Below are 20,761 nucleotides of genomic sequence, written 5' to 3'. Positions count from 1 at the left end.
GCGGCCTCAGTTGCGGCCGAGCACCGCCAGCGACACCGGCGCCAGGCCGTAGCCGAGGCCGATCGCCCGGGCACCGGCCGGAGTCAGATCGATCACCCGGCCGCGCACGAAGGGGCCGCGGTCGTTGATGCGGACCACCACCGAGCGGCCGGTCTTGCGGTGCGTCACCCGCACCATGGTCCCGAAGGGGAGGTGGCGGTGCGCCGCCGTCAGGGCGCCCGAATGCGCGCGCTCGCCGTTGGCGGTCTTGCCTCCCGAATAGACTGAAGCAATACCTGACTGAGTGAATGCCTCGGCCTTCGAAGAAAGCATCGAGACAGCGAATACTGCGACCAGGACAGCAATAGACCGAACGAGGATCAGCATCGCCATGCGCTGCATAGTCTCCGTGTTGTTTGAGGGAAGCAGCGCTTTAAGCGGCCGAATGTGCCCTCAACATGGCGAGGCGTTTGGGTTCCATCACGTTGTGTAACTAATATTACCGAGAGCGGTCGGGGGAGCAGAGGCCGGCACCGGCGGCAAACGCGGGGCTCTCGGATCGGCCGGATCTCGTCCGAGGAGGCGCGGCCGTTGCGGCCGTCGGACGGTGGGGGTCCCGAAGGGACGAGCCCGCCAGGGGAGCGCGGCGGTTGAAAAGGGGAGCGCCGCGGTCAAAAAAAGCGCGCCACGGCCCGACGGGGCGGTGGCGCGCCGACTCGAAGGCGCGAGAAATGGCGACGGCAGCGACTACTTCTTCTTGCCGTCCGGACCGAACTGCGACAGGTAGGCCCAGAGGTCGTCCTGCTCCTTGTCGTTCTTGATACCCGCGAAGACCATCTTGGTGCCGGGGATCTTGGCGCGCGGATCGGTGATGTAGGTCTTGAACGTCGCCTTGTCCCAGGTGATGCCGGAATTCTTGTTGGCGTCGGAATAATTGAAGCCGGCGATCGTGCCGCTCTTGCGGCCCGGGAGGCCGTTGAGCACCGGGCCGACCTTGTTGGCCGCGCCTTCGCCGACGGCGTGGCACGGCGCGCACTTGCGGAACGAAACCGCCCCGGCCTCGACGTCCTGGGCGGCGGCAATGCCGGTCGAAGCCGCAAACGCGAACGCGACAACGAATGCTCTCATCATCATAGTGCCTGGTTCCCTTTCGTTCTCGAGGACCGGCCGGCGAGCCCGAGGGGCCGGAGACGCGGAGGTCCGCGTTCAGCAAGAAGACAGAAGCTTGACGAAAATCAAGCGCCGCCGCACTCGCGGCTTTCCGCCGCGCCTCATCGTCTCCTAATGGCAAAGGTGACGTGAAGGTTCGAACCGGGATGGCGGTCGCCGGTTCGAGTCGACGACAGCGACCGTATCCGGAGTGTCCATGACCCCCGTTCCCCGCGTCGCCGCGTTCACCGGCCCGGCGGTGCTCAGTTACGGCTTTCGTCCGTTCTTCCTGGTCGGTGCCCTGTGGGCCGGTCTGACGGTGCTGCTGTGGCTGCCCGTCTACGAGGGCCGGATCGGGCTCGACGGTGTCTTCACGCCGACCGACTGGCACGCCCACGAGCTGCTGTTCGGCTACGTGGCCGCGGTGGTGACCGGGTTCCTGCTCACCGCCATCCCGAACTGGACCGGCCGGCTGCCGCTCGCCGGCCTGCCGCTGCTGGTGCTGGTGCTGGCGTGGCTCGCCGGGCGGCTCGCGGTGGCGGCCGGCGGCCTGCTCGGCTGGGGGCTCGTGGCGGTGATCGATTCCGCCTTCCTGCTGCTGGTGCTGGCGGCGGCCGGCCGCGAGGTGATCGCCGGCCGGAACTGGCGCAACCTGCGCGTCCTGGTGATCCTCGCGGTGTTCGCCCTCGCCAACCTGGTGTTCCATGTCGAGGCGCATCTGTGGGGCGGCGCGATGCTGGGGCGCCGGCTGGCCCTCGCCGCCGTCGTCATGCTGATCGTGCTGATCGGCGGCCGCATCATCCCGAGCTTCACCCGCAACTGGCTGGTGCGCGAGAACCCCGGCCGGTTGCCGGCTCCGTTCGACCGGCTCGACGCGGTCGCCATCGGGCTCGCCGTGGCGGCGCTGGCGGCGTGGCTGGCGGCGCCCGATGCCGTCGTCACGGCGGTGCTGCTGATCGGCGCCGGCCTCGTCCATGCGGTGCGGCTCGCCCGCTGGGCCGGCGACCGCACCGGGCGCGACGCCCTGGTGCTGATCCTGCACCTCGGCTACGCCTTCGTGCCGCTCGGCTTCCTGTTGCTGGCGGCGGCCGCGCTGTGGCCGGTCGTGCCCGAAGCCGCCGGCATCCACGCCTGGTCGGTCGGCGCCGTCGGGGTGATGACGCTCGCCGTGATGACGCGGGCGACCCGCGGCCACACCGGCCATGCCCTGGAGGCGCCGCCCTCGACCCGGCTGGTCTACGGCGCCGTGCTGGCGGCGGCGGCCCTGCGGATCGCCGCCGGCCTCCTGCCCGAGATGGCGACGCCGCTGCTGTGGGCCGCGGGTCTCGCCTGGGTGGCGGCCTTCTGGGGCTTCTGCCTGGTCTACGGGCCGCTGCTGGTGCGCCCGCGCCACAAGGCCGGCTGAGACACGCCGCCGCCTCCCGGTCCGGCCGGTCCTGTCCGGTCCGGCGGGCCGGCAGGTGCGGAGACCGCGCGGGCGTGTGCGGCGATCCGGCGCGCGTCCGGTTCTCCCGCCTGCTCGACGGGCTCCTCCGAGGGGACGCCCGTCCGGCCCCGTCGCGACGGGGCCGCCAGGGCCTCCGCGGCCGCGCCGAGGCCCTTCGCCGGGTTGCGTTCGCCATATTGCACCGCCCCCGGGGCTGTGTTAGCAAACCCGCGGTTTTTCAACGGGGCGCCGGCCGCTCCGCATGCCCCACACAATCCTGGTCCCGCTACGAATCCAGGGGCTTGCGCCTGGCCCCCGGAACCGCGGCGGGACCTCGGATGCCCGAACCCGAAAGAGAGCGCCGTGGCAGGAGACGAGCCGATCGTTGCCGGAATGGCAGGACGTTATGCGACCGCCCTGTTCGAGCTCGCCCGTGAGGCCGGGACGCTCGACACGGTGATCCGCGACCTCGCCCGCTTCGAGGCGATGCTCGCCGACAATCCCGACCTGATGCGTCTGGTGCGCAGCGCCGTGTTCTCCGCCGAGGAGCAGACCCGGGCGATCACCGCGGTGCTCACCAAGGCGAAGATCGAGGGCATCGCCGCCAACTTCCTGCGGCTGGTCGCGGCCAATCGTCGCCTGTTCGCCGTGCGCGACATGCTGCGTGCCTTCCGCGAGATGGTCGCGGCCCACAAGGGCGAGGTTGCGGCCGTGGTCACCGTGGCCGAGCCGCTGGCGGAGACGCATCGCGCCGAGATCAAGGCGGCGCTCGACGGCGTCACCGGCAAGAACGTGCAGGTGGACGTGAAGGTCGATCCCGCCATCATCGGCGGGCTCGTGGTCAAGGTCGGAAGCCGGATGGTCGACGGCTCGCTCCGCACCAAGCTGAATGCAATCAAGCACGCGATGAAAGAGGTCGGCTGATGGACATCCGCGCCGCAGAGATTTCTGCGATCCTCAAGGAGCAGATCAAGAACTTCGGCCAGGAAGCCGAGGTGTCCGAGGTCGGTCAGGTTCTCTCCGTCGGTGACGGCATCGCCCGCGTCTACGGTCTCGACAACGTCCAGGCCGGCGAGATGGTCGAGTTCGAGAACGGCGTCCGCGGCATGGCGCTGAACCTCGAGATCGACAATGTCGGCATCGTCATCTTCGGCAACGACCGCGAGATCAAGGAAGGCCAGACGGTCAAGCGCACCCGCGCCATCGTCGACGTGCCGGTCGGCAAGGGCCTGCTCGGCCGCGTCGTCGACGCGCTGGGCAACCCGATCGACGGCAAGGGGCCGATCCAGGCGACCGAGCGGTGCCGCGTCGACGTCAAGGCGCCCGGCATCATTCCGCGCAAGTCGGTGCACGAGCCGATGGCCACCGGCCTCAAGGCGATCGACGCGCTGATCCCGATCGGCCGCGGCCAGCGCGAGCTGGTGATCGGCGACCGCCAGACCGGCAAGACCGCCATCGTCCTCGACACCATCCTCAACCAGAAGCCGCTCAACCAGTCGACCGACGAGCACGTCAAGCTGTACTGCGTGTACGTCGCGGTCGGCCAGAAGCGCTCCACCGTCGCCCAGTTCGTGAAGGCGCTGGAGGAGAACGGCGCCCTCGAATACTCGATCGTGATCGCGGCCACCGCCTCCGATCCGGCCCCCATGCAGTTCCTGGCGCCGTTCGCCGGCTGCACCATGGGCGAGTACTTCCGCGACAACGGCATGCACGCCGTGATCTTCTACGACGACCTCTCCAAGCAGGCGGTCGCCTATCGCCAGATGTCGCTGCTGCTGCGCCGCCCGCCGGGCCGCGAAGCCTATCCGGGCGACGTGTTCTATCTGCATTCGCGGCTGCTCGAGCGCGCCGCCAAGATGAACAAGGACTACGGCTCGGGCTCGCTGACGGCGCTGCCGGTGATCGAGACCCAGGCCAACGACGTCTCGGCCTACATCCCGACCAACGTCATCTCGATCACCGACGGCCAGATCTTCCTGGAGACCGACCTGTTCTACCAGGGCATCCGCCCGGCCCTGAACGTCGGCATCTCGGTGTCGCGCGTCGGCTCGGCGGCGCAGACCAAGGCGATGAAGAAGGTCGCCGGCAAGATCAAGGGCGAGCTGGCGCAGTACCGCGAGATGGCGGCCTTCGCGCAATTCGGCTCCGATCTCGACGCCACCACCCAGCGTCTCCTCAACCGCGGCGCCCGCCTGACCGAGCTCCTGAAGCAGCCGCAGTTCTCGCCGCTGAAGATGGAGGAGCAGGTCGTCGTCATCTATGCCGGCGTCAACGGCTATCTCGATCCGATCCCGGTCGGCAGCGTGCGGGCGTTCGAGCAGGGGCTGTTGTCGCTGTTCCGCACCAAGCACGCCGACGTGCTGGAGGCGATCCGGACCTCCCGCGACCTCGACGACGCCACCGCCGCCAAGGTGAAGGCGGTGCTCGACGAGTACGCGAAGACCTTCGCGTGATCGCGATGGGCGGCGGCCCAGAGGCATCGCCGCGGTGAACAGCGTGTCCCCTCCCCCCTTGTGGGGGAGGGTTAGGGTGGGGGGTCGGCCGCGAGGCCATGCCCCGCCGTCTGCCCCCCTCCCCAGCCCTCCCCCACAAGGGTGGAGGGAGCGAGCCGGAGCCATCGGGTAAGCCATGCCCAGCCTGAAAGACCTGCGAAACCGGATCGCCTCCACCAAGGCGACGCAGAAGATCACCAAGGCCATGCAGATGGTCGCGGCCTCCAAGCTGCGCCGGGCGCAGGCGGCGGCCGAGGCGGCGCGTCCCTATTCGGAGCGGATGCAGCGCACGCTCGGCAGCATCGCGGCCTCGGTGCAGAACAATCCGGAGGCGCCGCGGCTGATCGCCGGCACCGGCCGCGACCAGGTCCATCTGCTGGTCGTCTGCACCGGCGAGCGCGGCCTGTGCGGCCCGTTCAACTCGGCCATCGTCCGTCTCGCCCGTGATCACGCCAATGGGCTGCTCGCCGAGGGCAAGACGGTCAAGATCCTCTGCGTCGGCCGCAAGGGCTTCGATCAGCTCAAGCGCCAGTTCGAGGACGAGATCATCGACCTGATCGATCTGCGCGCGGTGCGCCAGATCCGGTTCGAGAACGCCCACGAGATCGGCCAGCGCATCATCGCCCTCTACGACAAGGGCGAGTTCGATGTCTGCACGCTGTTCTTCTCGCGCTTCAGGTCGGTGATCGCTCAGATCCCGACTGCCCAGCAGCTCATCCCGGCGGTGTTCGAGGGCGGACCCGCCGATGGCGGCACCGTCGCCTACGAGTACGAGCCCGACGAGGAGCAGATCCTCGCCGAGCTGCTGCCGCTCAACATCTCGGTGCAGGTGTTCAAGGCGCTCCTGGAGAACGCCGCGTCGTTCTACGGCGCCCAGATGACCGCCATGGACAACGCCACCCGCAACGCCGGCGAGATGATCCGCAAGCAGACGCTGAAGTACAACCGCACGCGCCAGGCGATGATCACCAAGGAGCTGATCGAGATCATCTCGGGCGCGGAGGCGCTGTAGCGAGCCGACAGGCGAAAAAGGAGACCCCCCATGGCCTACACCACGACGGCGACCACCAAGGGCGGCCGCGACGGACGCGCGGTCCTGGAGAACGGCGGGCTGGGGCTCGCCATGGCGCTGCCGAAGGAGATGGGCGGCTCCGGCGAGGGCCACAATCCCGAGCAGCTCTTCGCGCTCGGCTGGTCGTCCTGCTTCGGTCAGGCGATCCTGGCGCTGTCGAAGAAGCACGGCGTCGACGGCCAGGCGGCCCGCGTCACCGTGTCGATCGGCATCGACAAGGACGACGTGAGCTTCGCGCTCTCGGCCGAGATCAAGGTGTCGATCCCGGGCGCCGACCGCGCCAAGGTCGAGGCCCTGGTCGAGGACGCCCACCGCATCTGCCCCTATTCCCGCGCGACGCGGAACAACGTGCCGGTCAAGCTGACCGTCGTCTGAGACTGACATCGCGTATCGCTCGGGCCGACTTGCGCCGCGGTTCGAGTTCCAAGGAGATTTCCATGGCCACCCAAACCCAAACGGTCGGACGTATCACTCAGGTCATCGGCGCCGTCGTCGACGTGCAGTTCGAGGATCACCTGCCGGCGATCCTCAACGCGCTCGAGACCGACAATCAGGGCCGCCGCCTGGTGCTCGAGGTCGCCCAGCATCTCGGCGAGTCGACGGTCCGCACCATCGCCATGGACACCACCGACGGGCTGGTCCGCGGCCAGAAGGTCGCCGACACCGGCCTGCCGATCGCGGTGCCGGTCGGCGAGGGCACGCTCGGCCGCATCCTCAACGTGGTCGGCGAGCCGATCGACGAGGCCGGCCCGGTGCCGCACACCGAGAAGCGCGCCATTCATCAGGACGCGCCCGCCTACACCGAGCAGTCGACCGAGTCGCAGATTCTTGTCACCGGCATCAAGGTGGTGGATCTCCTCGCCCCCTACGCCAAGGGCGGCAAGGTCGGCCTGTTCGGCGGCGCCGGCGTCGGCAAGACCGTGATCATCCAGGAGCTGATCAACAACATCGCCAAGGCCCACGGCGGCTACTCGGTGTTCGCCGGCGTCGGCGAGCGTACCCGCGAGGGCAACGACCTCTATCACGAGTTCATCGAGTCCGGCGTCAACAAGGACCCGCACGAGACCAACGGCGACACCAAGGGCTCCAAGTGCGCCCTGGTGTTCGGCCAGATGAACGAGCCGCCCGGCGCCCGCGCCCGCGTCGGCCTCACCGGCCTCACCGTCGCCGAATACTTCCGCGACCAGGGCCAGGACGTGCTGTTCTTCGTCGACAACATCTTCCGCTTCACCCAGGCGGGCTCGGAGGTGTCGGCGCTGCTCGGCCGCATCCCGTCGGCGGTGGGCTACCAGCCGACGCTGGCCACCGACATGGGCGCCCTCCAGGAGCGCATCACCACCACCACCAAGGGCTCGATTACCTCGGTGCAGGCCATCTACGTGCCAGCCGACGACCTCACCGATCCGGCGCCGGCGACCTCGTTCGCGCATCTGGACGCCACCACGACCCTGTCGCGCTCGATCGCCGAGAAGGGCATCTATCCGGCCGTCGATCCGCTCGACTCCACCTCGCGCATTCTCGACCCGCGCATCGTCGGCGAGGAGCATTACACGGTCGCCCGCCAGGTGCAGCAGGTTCTCCAGCGCTACAAGGCGCTCCAGGACATCATCGCGATCCTCGGCATGGACGAGCTGTCGGAAGAGGACAAGCTCACCGTCGCCCGTGCCCGCAAGATCGAGCGCTTCCTGTCGCAGCCGTTCCACGTCGCCGAGGTGTTCACCGGCACGCCGGGCGTGTTCGTCGAGCTCGCCGACACCATCCGCGGCTTCAAGGGGCTGTGCGAGGGCAAGTACGACCACCTGCCGGAGCAGGCCTTCTACATGGTCGGCACCATCGAGGCGGCGGTCGAGAAGGGCAAGCGGCTCGCCGCCGAGGCCGCGTGAGCGGCCACGACGGGCGTGCAGGCGAGCAGTCGGCGAACAGCGAATAGGGAGTAGCGAGCAGGGAAGCGGAGCCGCGGGCTGGTCCTCAACCACTCGCATTCGCCCGTCGCTAAATCGACCATGGCCACCTTCCACTTCGAACTCGTGTCGCCCGAGAAGCTGATCTTCTCCGGCGAGGTCGAGCAGGTCGACGTGCCCGGCGAGGAGGGCGATTTCGGCGTCCTGGCCGGCCATGCGCCGTTCGTCGCGACGCTGCGGCCCGGTGTTCTCACGGTGTATGGCGGCTCGCCCTCGCCCACCCTGGTCGTGGTGCGCGGCGGCTTCGCCGAGGTGGGGGCGAACGGCCTCACCGTGCTGGCCCAGGAGGTCGTCCCGGTCGACGAGCTTCAGCCCGAGGTGATCCGCCAGGCCATCCAGGATGCCGAGGAGGACGTCGCCGACGCCAAGGACGAGCGTAGCCGCGACAAGGCGGCCGAGCGTCTCGCCAACCTGAAGACCCTGAAGGACGCACTCGGCCACTGAGCCGCGCCTTCTCGCGGGATGATCGTGTCGAGGGCGCCGCGTCATCGCGGCGCCCTCGGTCGTTTCGGATGCCCCCGGCAGTGCCGGCCCAAGGGTCGGCGGCGCCGGTCAGCCGGCGGCGGAGAACCGGCGCAAGGGCCGGATGTCGGGTCGGCTCTCCTGCCGGACCCGCGACGTGCGGTCCTCGGTCAGGCTGAGCACGAACATCGGCTCGCCGCCCGGACCGTTGATCGGGACGTGCTTGGCGGTGACGATGCGCGGCCCGCTGCCGGGCGTCGCGATGGCGTGCTCGTCGACGGCGACGGAGCCGCGGGCCGCCAGCAGCGCCCGATCGTGCGCCTCGATCAGGTCGGCGGTGTCCTCGGGAAACACCTCGCGCGCCGTGCGTCCCAGCATGGCGGAGCGCCGCACCCCGTACAGCGTCTCGGCGGCGCGATTGACCAGCACGTAGCGCAGATCGCCGGCATTCTTGACGGTGAGCGCCTCCGGCATGGTCTCGACCACGGCGGCCAGGAAACCCTGGGCGCGCGCCAGGCCGTCCCAGGCGCGGCGCTGCTCGGTGATGTCCTCGTGGGTCGACACCCAGCCCCCCACCGGCAGCGGCCGGTTGGTGACGCGGATGATGCGACCATCGGCGAGCTCGAGTTCGCCGATGGTCTCGCGACCCTCGGCCATCCAGCGGACGAAGGCGTCGGCGTCGCCCGGGAAGGTGCCCACCCGAGCCTGCCGGCGCAGCAGGCCGTCGATCGGCAGCCCCGGGGCCACGCTGTCCCGGGTCAGGCGGTACAAGGCGAGATAGCGGTCGTTGCACAGCACCAGCCGCATCGAGGCGTCGAGCCCGAGCACGCCATGCGCCATGTTGTTCAGGGCGGTGTCGAGCTGCTGGCTCCGCAGCCGCAGCCCGTCGATCATCTCGGCCCGCTGCTCGGCGACCGCGATCCAGTGGGCATCGAGAAGCTGGTTGTCGCGCAGCGTATGCTCCAGCTCGTCGATGGCGCCGGCCAGCGCGCCGATCTCGTCGCCGCGCGCGGTGTGCGGGATCGCCGTGCGGGTGTCGCCGGCTGCCACCGCGAGGGTCGCGCTGGTGATGTCGCCGAGCGGCTCGACCACGCTGCGCCGAACCACCAGGGCGGTCACCAGCACCAGCCCGAGCGCCGCCACGGCGAGCCCGGCCAGCATCCAGGGCACCCCGGTGTCCTCGCCGGCGTGGTGCGACACCGTCGCGATGGCGACGAGGGCGATCAGCGTCACCACGGCCGTGACGGCGGCGGCCAGCCTGAGCAGGCGGTCGCCGATGGCCTGCGGCCGGCCGGCGGGATCGGGCTTGTCGGAGAGGATCGTCATGGGCTCGGCGTCTCGCGTTGTTGGACGCCCGGAGCTTTCGATTAAACTCTTAATGGTCGTTTGTGCCGATCCACGAGCGACGCAATGCCGACGACCGCCCGCCGGAAGCCCGCAGGGGCGGATTCTCGGGACGGTATGGCCGTATCCTCATGGTTGATCCGCCGTTCACCATGCCGACGAACGGCCGGTCCGCGGCCCTGGGCAGCCCGCCTCGGCCGGGGCCGCACCCGGACGGACGGTTCCGATCGGGACGACATGCCGAGGTCCCGGAGGGGTTCCAGAGGGAAGGAGGCTCGCTTGCACGATCCCACCCCGGCGCTCACCCGCCAGTTCTTGGCGTGGCTCGCCGAACAACCGCGCTGCTACGCCGACGTGATGGCGGCGTGGCGAACGAGCTGCCCGCGGCTGTCGATCTGGGAAGACGCGGTGATCGGCGGCCTCGTGGCGGTCGGAGCCGGCGCCCCGACCCGCGACGCCGCACCCGTCGTCCTCACGGCCCGGGGCCGCGCTATCCTCGATGCGCCCGGCGACGCCGCCGACCATCCCGCGCGGCCGCGGCCGCGGCCGGCCGTCAGGCCGCCGCGAAGCGGGCGAACTCGGCGACCACGCGCTCGTAGACCGGGCGCTTGAACGGGATGATCAGGCCCGGCAGGTTGGCGAGCGGCTCCCACCGCCATTCGGCGAACTCGGGCGCGTGGGCGCCGCCGCCGGGCGTCGCGATGTCGATCTCGCGCTCGTCGCCGACGAAGCGCAGCGCGTACCACTTCTGCGTCTGGCCGCGGTAGCGGCCCTTCCACGCCTGCCCGACGATCTCGCGCGGAATGTCGTAGGCGAGCCACTCGTCGATCTCGCCGAGCTTTTCGACCGAGCGGATCGAGGTCTCCTCCCACAGCTCGCGCAAGGCGGCCGGCCACGGGTCCTCGCCCGGATCGACGCCGCCTTGCGGCATCTGCCAGGCGTGCACGGCGTCGACATGCTCGGGTCCCTCGGTGCGGCGGCCCACGAAGGCGAGGCCGTCGCGGTTGAGCACCATCAGGCCGACGCAGGGGCGGTAGGGCAGGTCTTCGAAGCGGGTCATGCGGGTCTCGTCGATGGGGCGCGGCGGGCGGGGGCGTCGCCCGCCGGCCCGCCGGGTCAGGGGGCCAGCACCTTGCGGTACTTGTCGATCTCGCTCGGCACCAGGCGGGCCACATAGGCGGCGTCGAGCTCCTGCTCGGTCGCCGGGATGGAGCCGAGATCGTCCATCCGCCGTTGCAGGGCGTCGCTCGCCACCGCCTTGCGCAGCGCCGCATTGAGCTTGTCGATCACCGCCGGCGGGGTGCCCTTGGGGGCGAACAGGGCGTTCCACCCCTGCTGCTGGAACTCCGGCAGGCCGGCCTCGGCGGCGGTCGGCACGTCCGGGAGGGTGCGCATGCGGGTCTGCGCCGAGACCACCAGGCCGCGCACCAGCCCGTTCTGGATCGGGCCGGTCACCGAGGCGGCGGCGTCGCAGACGCCGTCGACCTGGCCGCCCATCAGGTCGTTGAGGGCGGGGGCGGCGCCGCGATAGCTGACCAGCGTCACGTCGATCTTGGCGGCCGCCGTGAAGGTCTTGCAGATCAGGTAGTTCGACGAGCCGACCCCGGCGTGGCCGAGGTTCACCTTGCCGGGGTTCTGCCGCGCATAGGCGATGAAGCCGGCGAGATCGGTGGCCGGGAAGTCCTTGCGCACCGCGATCACCGGCACCGTCTTGGCGGCCAGCCCGATCGGCACAAAATCGTCGTTGGTGTACTTGATCTCCGGATAGATCGTGTAGGCGGCCGCGTTGGTGCCGACATTGCCGATGGCGATCATGTAGCCGTCGGGAGCCGCGCGGGCGACGCGGGCGAGCGCCGTCGAGCCGCCGGCACCGGGCACGTTCTCGTTGATGACGCGCTGGCCGAGCACCTGGCTCATCTGCTCGGAGACGACGCGGGCGATGACGTCCGAGGTTCCACCGGCCGCGAACGGCACCACCATGGTGATCGGGCGGGTCGGATAGTCGTCGGCCGCGGCGGCGGGGCGCGGCGGCGCGACCGCGGCCAGCAAGGCGACGGCCGGAACGGCGAGCGCGGCGAGGACGGCGGCGGGTTTCATGGGGTGGCTCCGGAGGACCGGGAGGCGACGGGTGAAATGCGGAGGCCCGCAATCTAGAGCATTTTTCCACGCGGAGGACATCGGCCCGCCGGAGAAAAACGCGACCGCACGAGGGCCGCACCATGCGCCGAGGACAATCGCGCGCCGCCGCGCTCAGCTCGGCTGCTTCGCCCGCGCCGTCACGGCGGTGATCGGCACCAAGGTGATGCCGCGGCCCTCGGCCTGGCGGGTCCATTCGGCGAGCCGGTCGATGGACAAAGGTAGCGCCCGCGCGATGCCGACCGCGACGCCCGCCTCGCGGGCGATCGTCTCCAGCCGCGCCAGTGCCCGGTCCATCTCGGCACTGGAGGGCACCGCATCGAGCACCACGGCGGCCTTGGCGAAGGGCAGGTTGTTGGCGCCGGCGAACTGGCCCGCCAGGCTGCGCGGCGACGAGCCGTCGTCGACATAGACGAGGCCGCGCTTGGCCATCTCGCGCAGCACCGGCCCGATCGCCGTCTCGGTGGAGGTGAAGCGGCTGCCCATGTAGTTGACCACCCCGACATAGCCCTGGAAGCGGCTCATCGCCCAGTGCATGCGGTCGATGTTCTGGTCCGCGGTGAGCGAGGTGAGCAGCGTCTGCGGCCCCGGGTCGTGGTCGGGATACTCGAACGGCTCCATCGGGATCTGGAGCAGCACCTCGTGGCCCTCGGCGCGGGCCCGCATCACCTGCTTGTCGAGGTCGGTGCCGTAGGGCTGGAACGCGAAGGTGACGACGCCGGGCAGCTTCTTCATCGCCTCGGCGGTGGCGCCGGCGCTGACGCCGAGGCCGCCGACCACCAGGGCGACGCGCACGCCGGGGCCGGCCGGCGGGGCCTTCCGGGCATAGACGGCGGACGGGCGGGTGCCGTCGAGGCCGATGCGCGGCACCTGGCCGTGGCGGGTCGCCTCGAGGAGATGCGAGCCGACTGCGGCGAGCTTGCCGTCGCCCCCGGCCGGCGGCAGGGTGACCTCCTGGCGCTTGCCGGTGGAGCCGTCGATGATGGTGACGGTCTGGCCGCCGGAGGCCGGGCCGGACGGTGTTTCGGCGCGTTCGGCGGCGGGCTTGCCGGTTTCCGGCTTGGCGCCGGCCTCGCTCTTGGTGTCGGGCTTGGCGAGGTCGCCGGTCGGCAGCTTGACCACCACGATCGGCTCGCCGCCGAGCGGATCGTCGCCCACCATGGCCCAGCCGACGAAGCCGAGAAGGCACAGGGCCAAGAGGGCCACCACGATCGGGCCGACCGGAAGCGGGCGCCGCCGGCGTCGGCTCATCAGAGCGCCGAATTTGGCTGCACCGAATCTGACTGCGCCGAACCTGGTCGTGCCGGCGTCTCGCGCGTCGGTCCCGCTGGCGCCGGTCTCCGGCACGCCGAGCGGTCGTTCCAGATCGTCGCCGGCCACGGGAAGACTCCTCGCGAATCAACGCGCGCCAGTCTAGAGCCCCCTGCGGTCCGGCGGAATCGCAGCCTCCCGAAAAATCGAAATCCCGGCAAACGCGGTGCCCATGCCGGGGCCGGCAAGTTGCCGCGCGGCAGGCGGATTGCCCCGAGTACCAGGAAAGTAGCCTCTCATGCGCAAGGATCTTCACGAGGCGAACCGCCTCTCCTGGAATGCGGCCACCATCGCGCACAACAGCCACAAGGGCGATCAAGCCGCCTTCTTCCGCAACGGGGGCTCGACGCTGTTCCCGGAGGAGCTCGAGCTTCTGGGTGACGTCGCCGGACTGAGCCTGCTCCATCTGCAATGCAACGCCGGGCAGGACAGCTTGAGTCTCGCGCGGCTCGGCGCCGACGTGACGGGCGTCGACATCTCGGACGAGGCGATCGCATTTGCTCGTCGCCTGTCGGACGAGAGCGGAATCCCGGCGCGCTTCGAGCGAGAGGATCTGTTCACATGGCTCGAGCAGGCCGCCCGCGACCGCCGGCTGTTCGACCGCGTGTTCACGTCCTACGGCACCATCTGCTGGTTATCGGATCTCGACAGGTGGGCGTCCGGGCTCGCCGGGGTGCTCAAGCCGGGAGGCCGATTCGCCTTCATCGAGTTCCACCCCTTCGCCATGGTGTTCAACGAGCAGTGGCAGCCGCACTATGACTATTTCAGGAGCGCGCCCGTCGAGGAAGACGGTGTCGGCGACTATGTGGCCCAGTCCGGTGACGGACTGACTCCGGGCGCGTCCGAGGTGGGGGTGGTGGACTTCCGCAATCCACATCGCTCGTACGAGTTCTATTGGGGCGTGGGTGACGTGGTCTCCGCACTCATCCGAGCCGGTCTGATCCTCGAAAGAATGGTCGAGTTTCCGTATGCCAATGGCTGGCGCGGCTTCGACGGCATGCGCGACATCGGCGGTCGAAGGATGGCTCCTCCCGAAAGCATGCCGCGGATTCCGCTGATGTACGGCCTCGTCGCGAACCAGCGCTCATCGGCGCATGTCACGGTGGACCACGGGGTCGGCGGTCCAGATCAGGACCCTCGATAGCGTCCTGACTGTCAGGGCGTGCGGGTTCGCCCCGCGACCAAGGAGCCCGCTCCAGACGGATGGTTGGCCGGCATGATGCCAGAAACCGAAAGGGCGGCCGCCGGGCCGCCCTTCTGGTCGATTGGTCGTGCGGGCCGCGCCGTCAGTTCGGCATTGTCGCGGCCGCCTTGCCGCTCGGCGGGAAGGCGGCGTTGACCTGGACGCCGCGCATCAGGTCGAGGGCGAGATTGAGCGCCTTGTCGTCCTTGGCTTCCGGCGGCACGTAGGACTGCGAGCCGGCCTGCTCCTCGCCGTCGGCCTTCAGGTGCCCACGCAGCGAGGACTCGCCGCGCATCTCGGCGCGGGACTTCACCTCCTCGGGGACGTCCTGAAGCACCTCGATGTCCGGCACGATGCCCTTGGCCTGGATCGAGCGGCCGGCCGGCGTGTAGTAGCGCGCCGTGGTCAGCCGCAGCGCCCCGTTGCCGGCGCCGAGCGGGATGATGGTCTGGACCGAGCCCTTGCCGAACGAGCGGGTGCCGATCAGCGTCGCCCGCTTGTGGTCCTGCAACGCACCGGCGACGATCTCGGAGGCCGAGGCGGAGCCGCCGTTGATCAGCACGATCACCGGCTTGCCCTTGGTCAGGTCGCCCGGCCGGGCGTTGAACCGCTGAGTCTCGTCGGGATCGCGGCCGCGGGTCGAGACGATCTCGCCGCGCTCCAGGAAGGCGTCCGACACCGAGATCGCCTGATCGAGCAGGCCGCCCGGATTGTTGCGCATGTCGATGACGAAGCCGCGCAGCTTGTCGGCCGGGATCTGGCTGGCGATGTCGCCGAGCGCCTTCTTGATGCCCTCGGTGGTCTGCTCGTTGAACTGGGTGACGCGGATGTAGCCGACATCGGTGCCCTCGATACGGCTGCGCACCGAGCGGACCCGGATGATGTCGCGGGTGATGGCGATCTCCAGCGGCTTGTCGGCGCCCTTGCGCATCACCTTGAGGCGGATCTTGGTGTTGACCGGCCCGCGCATCTTCTCGACCGCCTGGTTGAGGGTCATGCCCTGCACGGCGTCGTCGTCGAGATGGGTGATCACGTCGTTGGCGCGGATGCCGGCACGGGCCGCGGGCGTGTCGTCGATCGGCGCCACCACCTTGACCAGGCCGTCCTCCATGGTGACCTCGATGCCGAGGCCGCCGAACTCGCCGCGCGTCTGCACCTGCATGTCGCGGAAGCTCTTCGGGTCCATGTAGCTCGAATGCGGATCGAGCCCGTTGAGCATGCCGTTGATGGCCGATTCGACCAGCTTCGCGTCGTCCGGCTTCTCGACATAGTGCGAGCGCACCCGCTCGAAGATGTCGCCGAACAGATTGAGCTGACGGTAGGTGTCGGACGAGGCCGCCTTGGCGCTCGTCCACAGAAGGCCGGTGGGCGGCTGGATCGCGAGCACCGTCAGGGCGGCGCCGGCGGCTGCCCCGAGGAGAACCAGTGAAGTCTTTCGCATCATCCGCGGACCTTCTCGCTATCGTTGGTTGCCCACCACGGGGACGGATCGACGGGGAGGCCGTCCTTCCGGAACTCGACATAGAGGATCGGCTGCGAGGCGCCGGCGGCGGCGCCTACTCCGACAGCCGCGCCCACTCCGATCGGAGTCGCCGCGGTCGGGCCGCTCGATCCCATCGTCCCGACGGGCTCTCCGGTCAGGACGAATTGGCCGAGGTCGACCGTGATCCGCTCCATGCCCGCCAGCAGGACATGATATCCGCCGCCGGCGTTGAGGATCAAGAGCTGGCCATAGGACCGATAGGGCGCCGCATAGACGACCCACCCGTCGCACGGCGCCGTCACCTGGGCACCCGGGCGGGCCGTGATCGACACGCCCTTCTCGGTGCCGCCATGCTGGTCCGAGGCGCCGAACTCGCGCAGCCGCATGCCGTTGACCGGCAAGGGCAGCAGGCCCTTGGCGGACGCGAAGGCGACCGCCGGAGCGAGCCGTCCGGGGTCCCGCAGGGCGGCGAGATCGCGGCGGGTCTCGGCCGGGGTGCGCTCGGCGGCGGCGCGGGCGGCACGCCCGGCCCAATCGAGATTGTGCTCGAGGCGGGCGATCAAGTCTTTGAGATTGTCGGCCTGGAGAGCGAGCTGCAAGGCGCGGCGGCGGGCCTGATCGAGCTCCTTCTCGACCTCGCCTAGCCGGCGCTGACGCTCCTCGACCAGCAGGCCGAGCCGGGTGCGCTCCTCCGACAGCACCGCGAGGTCGTTGGTGCGCTTGGCCCGCTCGGCGGCGCTCTCGCGGCGGACCCGCACGAGGTCGGCCAGATCGGTGGCCAGCGCGTCGGCCTCGGTCTTCAGCTCGGGCAGCACGGCGCCGAGCAGGATGGCGGTGCGCACCGACTTCAGCGCGTCCTCGGGGGCGACCAGCAGGGCCGGCGGCGGCCGGCGGCCGAGCCGTTGCAGCGCCGCCAGCACCTGGGCGATGACGGCGCGGCGCATCTCCAGCGAGCCGTTGATGCCGTGCTCGGTGCTCTCCAGAAGATCGAGACGGGCCTCGATGGCGGCGATCGCCTGCTCGGCGGCGCGCACCCGGGCGGCCGTGTCGATCATCGCCTGGTTCAGCTTGCGGCGGTCCTCGCCGAGGCGGTCGATCTCGGCCCGCAGCGCCTTCTCGGTGTCGGTGGCGCGCTTCTGCTCAGCCCGGATCGTCTCCAGCTCCTGATCGCGCTGGCGGATGGTGTCGAGCGCCGCGGGGCCGCGCGGCAGGCGCTCCGACTGGGCCGAAGCCTGGGCGGCCGCCGGACCGGCGGACCCGGCGCAGGCGACCACGAGCGCCAGGGCGAAGGCAGCGTGGGCGAACGCGGCCTGCGCGGGACGGGTGAGCGGGTGCGGCGTCATCGGTTGCGCGGCCGGGCCTCTGTCGCGAAACGCGGGAACCGGACGGCTGTAGCGACCGATTGGGGCGGCTTCGCGTCTCCGCCGCCGGGCGGAGATGAAATCGAGTTCATCATGGCGGGTCGGATGGGGGCGGTCGTCGAGGCCGGGGCGTTGTTCGGAAGGGCCGATCAGGCCCGGTGGTAGGGATGGCCCGACAGGATGGTGGCGGCGCGGTAGAGCTGCTCCAGCAGCATCACCCGGACGAGCTGGTGCGGCCAGGTGGCGGCCCCGAACGACAGCGTCAGGCCGGCCCGCCGGCGGATCTCGTCGCCGAGGCCGTCGGCGCCGCCGATCACGAACACCGCCTGCTCGCGGCCGGCGTCGCGCCAGGCGCCGATGTGGCCCGCCAGGGCGGCGCTGTCGAGATTGTCGCCGCGCTCGTCCAGCGCCACCGTGGCGGCGCCGTCCGCAATCACGTTGGCGAGCGCGATGGCCTCCTCGAGCCGGCGCCGCTCGACGTCGTGGGCGCGGCTCTCGCGGATCTCGATCACCTCGATACCGCGCAGCCCGATTCCGCGCCCCGCCTTCTCCAGACGGTCACGATAACGATCGGCCAGCTCGCGCTCGGCCCCGGCCTTCAGACGGCCGATGGCCGCGATCACGAGCCGCATGGCGCACCCGTCGTCAGCTCAGGCGGCGTGGCCCCGCACCCCGGCCGGCCCACATCTTCTCCAGGGCGTAGAAGCTGCGGACCTCGGGACGGAAGACGTGGACGATCACGTCGCCGGCATCGATCAGCACCCAGTCGCAGTGCGGCATACCCTCGACCCGGGTCCGCACGCCGGCGGCGCCCAGGCCTTCGATCACCCGGTCGGCGATCGAGCCGACATGGCGGTTCGAGCGGCCGCAGGTGATCACCATGGCATCGGCCAGGGCGGACTTGTCGCGCAGATCGATGGTGGTGGTGTCCTCGGCCTTCATGTCGTCGAGCTGCGCGAGGACGATGCGCAGGATCTCGTCGGGCTCGGGCCGCGTCGCCGGCGCGACGGAGACCGGAGGCGAAGCCGTGGTCGTCGCTCCCGGAACCGCCGATACAGAGGCCGGGGCCGGCGAGGCGACCAGGGAGGCGACCGAAGCGGGCTGTCGTGAGGCGCTCGCCCGCGAGCGCGCAGATGTCGTCAGGGGACCGTCCTTCCAGCAAGACCCGGGCCGCTGCGCCCAGGCGACTCACAAGATAAGTGGTCGGGGTAAACGGATTCAACCGCCTCCGTGGCCGCGTCGGAGGTTTCTTTCGGAGTCGTGCGGCCGGGCCACAATCGGTGCCGTGGGGGCGGACGACGGCTCGTCGGCGGTGGCACGGCCGCCGTTCGGTCGCGACGCGGCAGCGTCGCCGTCCGTCTCGGTCGACGGGCGGAGGGGACGCCGCCGGGCGCGCAACTGGGTCGAGGACAGCGGCGATTTCAGCCCGTGCAGGAAGGTCCAGGCCGGCGGCCGGCGGAGCGGCAGGCGCACCGCCTTCTCCTCGGGCAGGCGCGCGAAGGCGAGCGCTCGCCCGGCCACCCCGGAGCTGGCGTAGAGGCTCGGGCCGAGGCGGTCGACCACCACGATCGGCACCAGCGCCGCGATGCCGCGCCAGTTGTTCCAGCGGTGGAAGCTGCGCAGGTTGTCGGCCCCCATGATCCACACGAAGTGGGTGGCCGGGCTGCGCGTCACCAGATACCGCACGGTGTCGTAGGTGTAGCGCACCCCGACGGCGGCCTCGAAGCCGGTGACGGCGATGCGCGGATGGCGGGCGAGCGCCTTGGCGGCGGCGATGCGCTCGCTCAGCGGCGCCAGCCCGGCGGTGTTCTTCAGCGGATTGCCGGGGGTGACGAGCCACCACACGCGATCGAGCTGGAGGCGCCGCATCGCCAGCAGGCAGGCGGCGAGATGGGCCTCGTGGGGTGGATCGAAGGTGCCGCCGAACAGGCCGATCCGCATGCCGGGGACATGCGGCGGCACCCGGTAGTCCGGACCGCGGAGCGCCGTGTCCTGCCGCGCCGGATCGGACCGGAGCGAGTGGTACGCCATGGGCATGAAGACGACGATCCCTCCGGGTCCGCTCGCTCCTCCCGGCCGGGAGGCCGGGCCTATGGGCGGGTCTGGCCCGAGCCGCGGATGCGGTACTTGAATGTGGTGAGCTGCTCGACCCCGACCGGGCCGCGCGCATGCATGCGGCCGGTGGCGATGCCGATCTCGGCCCCGAACCCGAACTCGCCGCCGTCGGCGAACTGGGTGGAGGCGTTGTGGACGACGATGGCGGAATCGACCTCGGCCAGGAACCGCTCGGCGGCGGCCGGGTCGGCCGTCACGATGGCGTCGGTGTGGTGGGAGCCGTAGCGCTCGACATGGGCGATCGCGTCGCCGACGCCGTTCACCACCTTCACGGCGATGATGGCGTCGAGATACTCGGTCGACCAGTCCTCCTCGGACGCCGCGGTGACGCGCGGATCGACCGCTCGCGTCGCGGCGTCGCCGCGCACCGCGCAGCCGGCATCGAGCAGCATGCGGACCAGCGGCGCCAGGTGGGTCGCCGCGACGGCGCGGTCGACCAGCAGGGTCTCGGCGGCGCCGCACACGCCGGTGCGCCGCATCTTGGCGTTGAGCACGACCGTCTTGGCCATCTCGAGATCGGCGGCGGCGTCGACATAGACGTGGCAGTTGCCGTCCAGATGGGCGAACACCGGCACCCGCGCCTCCGCCTGGACGCGCGCCACCAGGTCCTTGCCGCCGCGCGGCACGATCACGTCGATGGCGCCGCCGAGCCCGGCCAGCATCATGCCGACGGCGGCACGGTCGCGGGTGGGGACGAGCTGGATGGCGTCGGCGGGCAGGTCGGCGGAGTGCAGCCCTTCCACCAGGGCGGCGTGGATGGCCCGCGACGAGCGGAAGCTGTCGGAGCCGCCGCGCAGGATCACGGCGTTGCCGGCCTTCAGGCACAGCACGCCGGCATCGGCCGTCACGTTGGGGCGGCTCTCGTAGATCACCCCGACGACGCCGAGCGGCACCCGCACCCGCTCGATCCGCATGCCGTTGGGGCGGGTCCAGGCGTCGATCACGCGGCCGACCGGGTCGGGCAGGGCGGCGACCACGCCGATACCGTCCGCGATGGCGGCGACGCGCTTCTCGTCGAGCCGCAGGCGGTCGAGCAGGGCCGCGGTGGAGCCCCGGCTGCGCGCCTCGGCGACGTCCTCGGCATTGGCGGCGAGGATGTCCGGGGTGGCGCCGCGCAGCGATTCCGCCATGGCGGCGAGCGCCTCGGTCTTGTCGGTGGCGCTGGCCTGGCCGATCGCCCGCGCGGCGGCGCGCGCCCGCCGGCCGATCTCGGCGAGGACCGCCGCGAGATCGATCGGCCGGCTGCTGGTCGTGGTCGACGATCCGCTCATGCCCGACATTCCCTTG

Annotated in this window: 20 protein-coding genes; 8 read left to right on the top strand and 12 right to left on the bottom strand. The window is 70.6% G+C overall.

The genetic code is table 11. The features are described 5' to 3' along the window. Window positions 1–6: 6 nt before the first annotated feature. Together ACFQUV_RS11555 and ACFQUV_RS11550 are read right to left on the bottom strand one after the other, a co-directional pair. Complete coding sequence (locus ACFQUV_RS11555) at window positions 7–366, bottom strand: septal ring lytic transglycosylase RlpA family protein (protein WP_129608150.1); 360 nt, start codon at window positions 364–366, stop codon at window positions 7–9. A gap of 360 nt (window positions 367–726) precedes the next feature. After that, window positions 727–1,113, bottom strand: coding sequence for a cytochrome c family protein (locus tag ACFQUV_RS11550; protein ID WP_129608119.1), 387 nt, complete (start codon window positions 1,111–1,113; stop codon window positions 727–729). Window positions 1,114–1,345: 232 nt separating this feature from the next. On the opposite strand from ACFQUV_RS11550, the gene ACFQUV_RS11545 reads away from it, so the two are divergent. The 7 genes from ACFQUV_RS11545 (at window position 1,346) to ACFQUV_RS11515 (ending at window position 8,523) form a co-directional block, all read left to right on the top strand. Further along, window positions 1,346–2,533 (top strand): NnrS family protein, encoded by a 1,188-nt coding sequence (locus ACFQUV_RS11545; RefSeq protein ID WP_129608118.1) that lies wholly within the window; start codon window positions 1,346–1,348, stop codon window positions 2,531–2,533. Window positions 2,534–2,917: 384 nt separating this feature from the next. Further along, window positions 2,918–3,478: a F0F1 ATP synthase subunit delta gene (locus ACFQUV_RS11540; protein ID WP_129608117.1), complete on the top strand. Its 561-nt coding sequence runs from the start codon at window positions 2,918–2,920 to the stop codon at window positions 3,476–3,478. Next, entirely contained in the window at window positions 3,478–5,007 is a 1,530-nt protein-coding gene (gene atpA / locus ACFQUV_RS11535) for a F0F1 ATP synthase subunit alpha (RefSeq protein ID WP_129608116.1), read from the top strand. Before ACFQUV_RS11540 ends, atpA begins: the two co-directional genes overlap by 1 nt. Window positions 5,008–5,182: 175 nt before the next feature. Continuing rightward, window positions 5,183–6,058 (top strand): F0F1 ATP synthase subunit gamma, encoded by an 876-nt coding sequence (locus ACFQUV_RS11530; RefSeq protein WP_111384992.1) that lies wholly within the window; start codon window positions 5,183–5,185, stop codon window positions 6,056–6,058. A 30-nt stretch (window positions 6,059–6,088) separates the two neighbouring features. Then, the gene (locus ACFQUV_RS11525; RefSeq protein ID WP_111384993.1) at window positions 6,089–6,493 is read left to right on the top strand and encodes an organic hydroperoxide resistance protein; all 405 of its coding nucleotides are present in this window, start codon (window positions 6,089–6,091) and stop codon (window positions 6,491–6,493) included. A 62-nt stretch (window positions 6,494–6,555) separates the two neighbouring features. Next, entirely contained in the window at window positions 6,556–8,001 is a 1,446-nt protein-coding gene (gene atpD, locus ACFQUV_RS11520; RefSeq protein WP_111384994.1) for a F0F1 ATP synthase subunit beta, read from the top strand. Window positions 8,002–8,121: 120 nt separating this feature from the next. Further along, window positions 8,122–8,523: a F0F1 ATP synthase subunit epsilon gene (locus tag ACFQUV_RS11515; RefSeq protein ID WP_129608677.1), complete on the top strand. Its 402-nt coding sequence runs from the start codon at window positions 8,122–8,124 to the stop codon at window positions 8,521–8,523. Window positions 8,524–8,631: 108 nt separating this feature from the next. On the opposite strand, the gene ACFQUV_RS11510 is transcribed toward ACFQUV_RS11515, so the two are convergent. The 4 genes from ACFQUV_RS11510 to ACFQUV_RS11495 all read right to left on the bottom strand — a co-directional run bounded on the left by ACFQUV_RS11510 (window position 8,632) and on the right by ACFQUV_RS11495 (window position 13,272). Continuing rightward, window positions 8,632–9,867: a PAS-domain containing protein gene (locus ACFQUV_RS11510; RefSeq protein ID WP_129608678.1), complete on the bottom strand. Its 1,236-nt coding sequence runs from the start codon at window positions 9,865–9,867 to the stop codon at window positions 8,632–8,634. 571 nt (window positions 9,868–10,438) lie between these two features. Then, entirely contained in the window at window positions 10,439–10,945 is a 507-nt protein-coding gene (locus ACFQUV_RS11505) for an RNA pyrophosphohydrolase (RefSeq protein ID WP_111384997.1), read from the bottom strand. A 56-nt stretch (window positions 10,946–11,001) separates the two neighbouring features. Next, complete coding sequence (locus ACFQUV_RS11500) at window positions 11,002–11,982, bottom strand: tripartite tricarboxylate transporter substrate-binding protein (RefSeq protein ID WP_129608679.1); 981 nt, start codon at window positions 11,980–11,982, stop codon at window positions 11,002–11,004. 153 nt (window positions 11,983–12,135) lie between these two features. Continuing rightward, on the bottom strand, window positions 12,136–13,272 hold the full coding sequence (locus tag ACFQUV_RS11495; protein ID WP_129608680.1) for a divergent polysaccharide deacetylase family protein: 1,137 nt from the start codon (window positions 13,270–13,272) through the stop codon (window positions 12,136–12,138). 298 nt (window positions 13,273–13,570) lie between these two features. Here ACFQUV_RS11495 and ACFQUV_RS11490 point away from each other — a divergent pair, with 298 nt between their 5' ends. After that, complete coding sequence (locus tag ACFQUV_RS11490; RefSeq protein ID WP_129608681.1) at window positions 13,571–14,476, top strand: bifunctional 2-polyprenyl-6-hydroxyphenol methylase/3-demethylubiquinol 3-O-methyltransferase UbiG; 906 nt, start codon at window positions 13,571–13,573, stop codon at window positions 14,474–14,476. A 142-nt stretch (window positions 14,477–14,618) separates the two neighbouring features. Here the strand turns inward: ACFQUV_RS11490 and ACFQUV_RS11485 are convergent, their stop codons facing one another. The 6 genes from ACFQUV_RS11485 to ACFQUV_RS11460 form a co-directional block, all read right to left on the bottom strand. Beyond that, window positions 14,619–15,959, bottom strand: coding sequence for a S41 family peptidase (locus ACFQUV_RS11485; protein WP_129608682.1), 1,341 nt, complete (start codon window positions 15,957–15,959; stop codon window positions 14,619–14,621). After that, on the bottom strand, window positions 15,956–17,341 hold the full coding sequence (locus tag ACFQUV_RS11480) for a murein hydrolase activator EnvC (protein ID WP_129608683.1): 1,386 nt from the start codon (window positions 17,339–17,341) through the stop codon (window positions 15,956–15,958). The genes ACFQUV_RS11485 and ACFQUV_RS11480 overlap by 4 nt, the downstream gene beginning before the upstream one ends. A gap of 167 nt (window positions 17,342–17,508) precedes the next feature. Next, window positions 17,509–17,991 (bottom strand): 23S rRNA (pseudouridine(1915)-N(3))-methyltransferase RlmH, encoded by a 483-nt coding sequence (rlmH, locus tag ACFQUV_RS11475; protein ID WP_129608684.1) that lies wholly within the window; start codon window positions 17,989–17,991, stop codon window positions 17,509–17,511. 13 nt (window positions 17,992–18,004) lie between these two features. Beyond that, window positions 18,005–18,334, bottom strand: coding sequence for a ribosome silencing factor (rsfS, locus tag ACFQUV_RS11470; RefSeq protein ID WP_244601545.1), 330 nt, complete (start codon window positions 18,332–18,334; stop codon window positions 18,005–18,007). A 243-nt stretch (window positions 18,335–18,577) separates the two neighbouring features. Continuing rightward, window positions 18,578–19,396: a nicotinate-nucleotide adenylyltransferase gene (locus ACFQUV_RS11465; protein WP_307719449.1), complete on the bottom strand. Its 819-nt coding sequence runs from the start codon at window positions 19,394–19,396 to the stop codon at window positions 18,578–18,580. A gap of 53 nt (window positions 19,397–19,449) precedes the next feature. Then, complete coding sequence (locus ACFQUV_RS11460) at window positions 19,450–20,745, bottom strand: glutamate-5-semialdehyde dehydrogenase (protein WP_129608685.1); 1,296 nt, start codon at window positions 20,743–20,745, stop codon at window positions 19,450–19,452. Between the last annotated feature and the right edge of the window lie 16 nt (window positions 20,746–20,761).

Source organism: Rhodoplanes sp. P11 (genome assembly GCF_964266735.1).
Taxonomy (GTDB): domain Bacteria; phylum Pseudomonadota; class Alphaproteobacteria; order Rhizobiales; family Xanthobacteraceae; genus Rhodoplanes; species Rhodoplanes serenus.
Note: the sequence above shows the minus strand (reverse complement) of the source record. Positions and strands in the feature narration are given on the sequence as shown.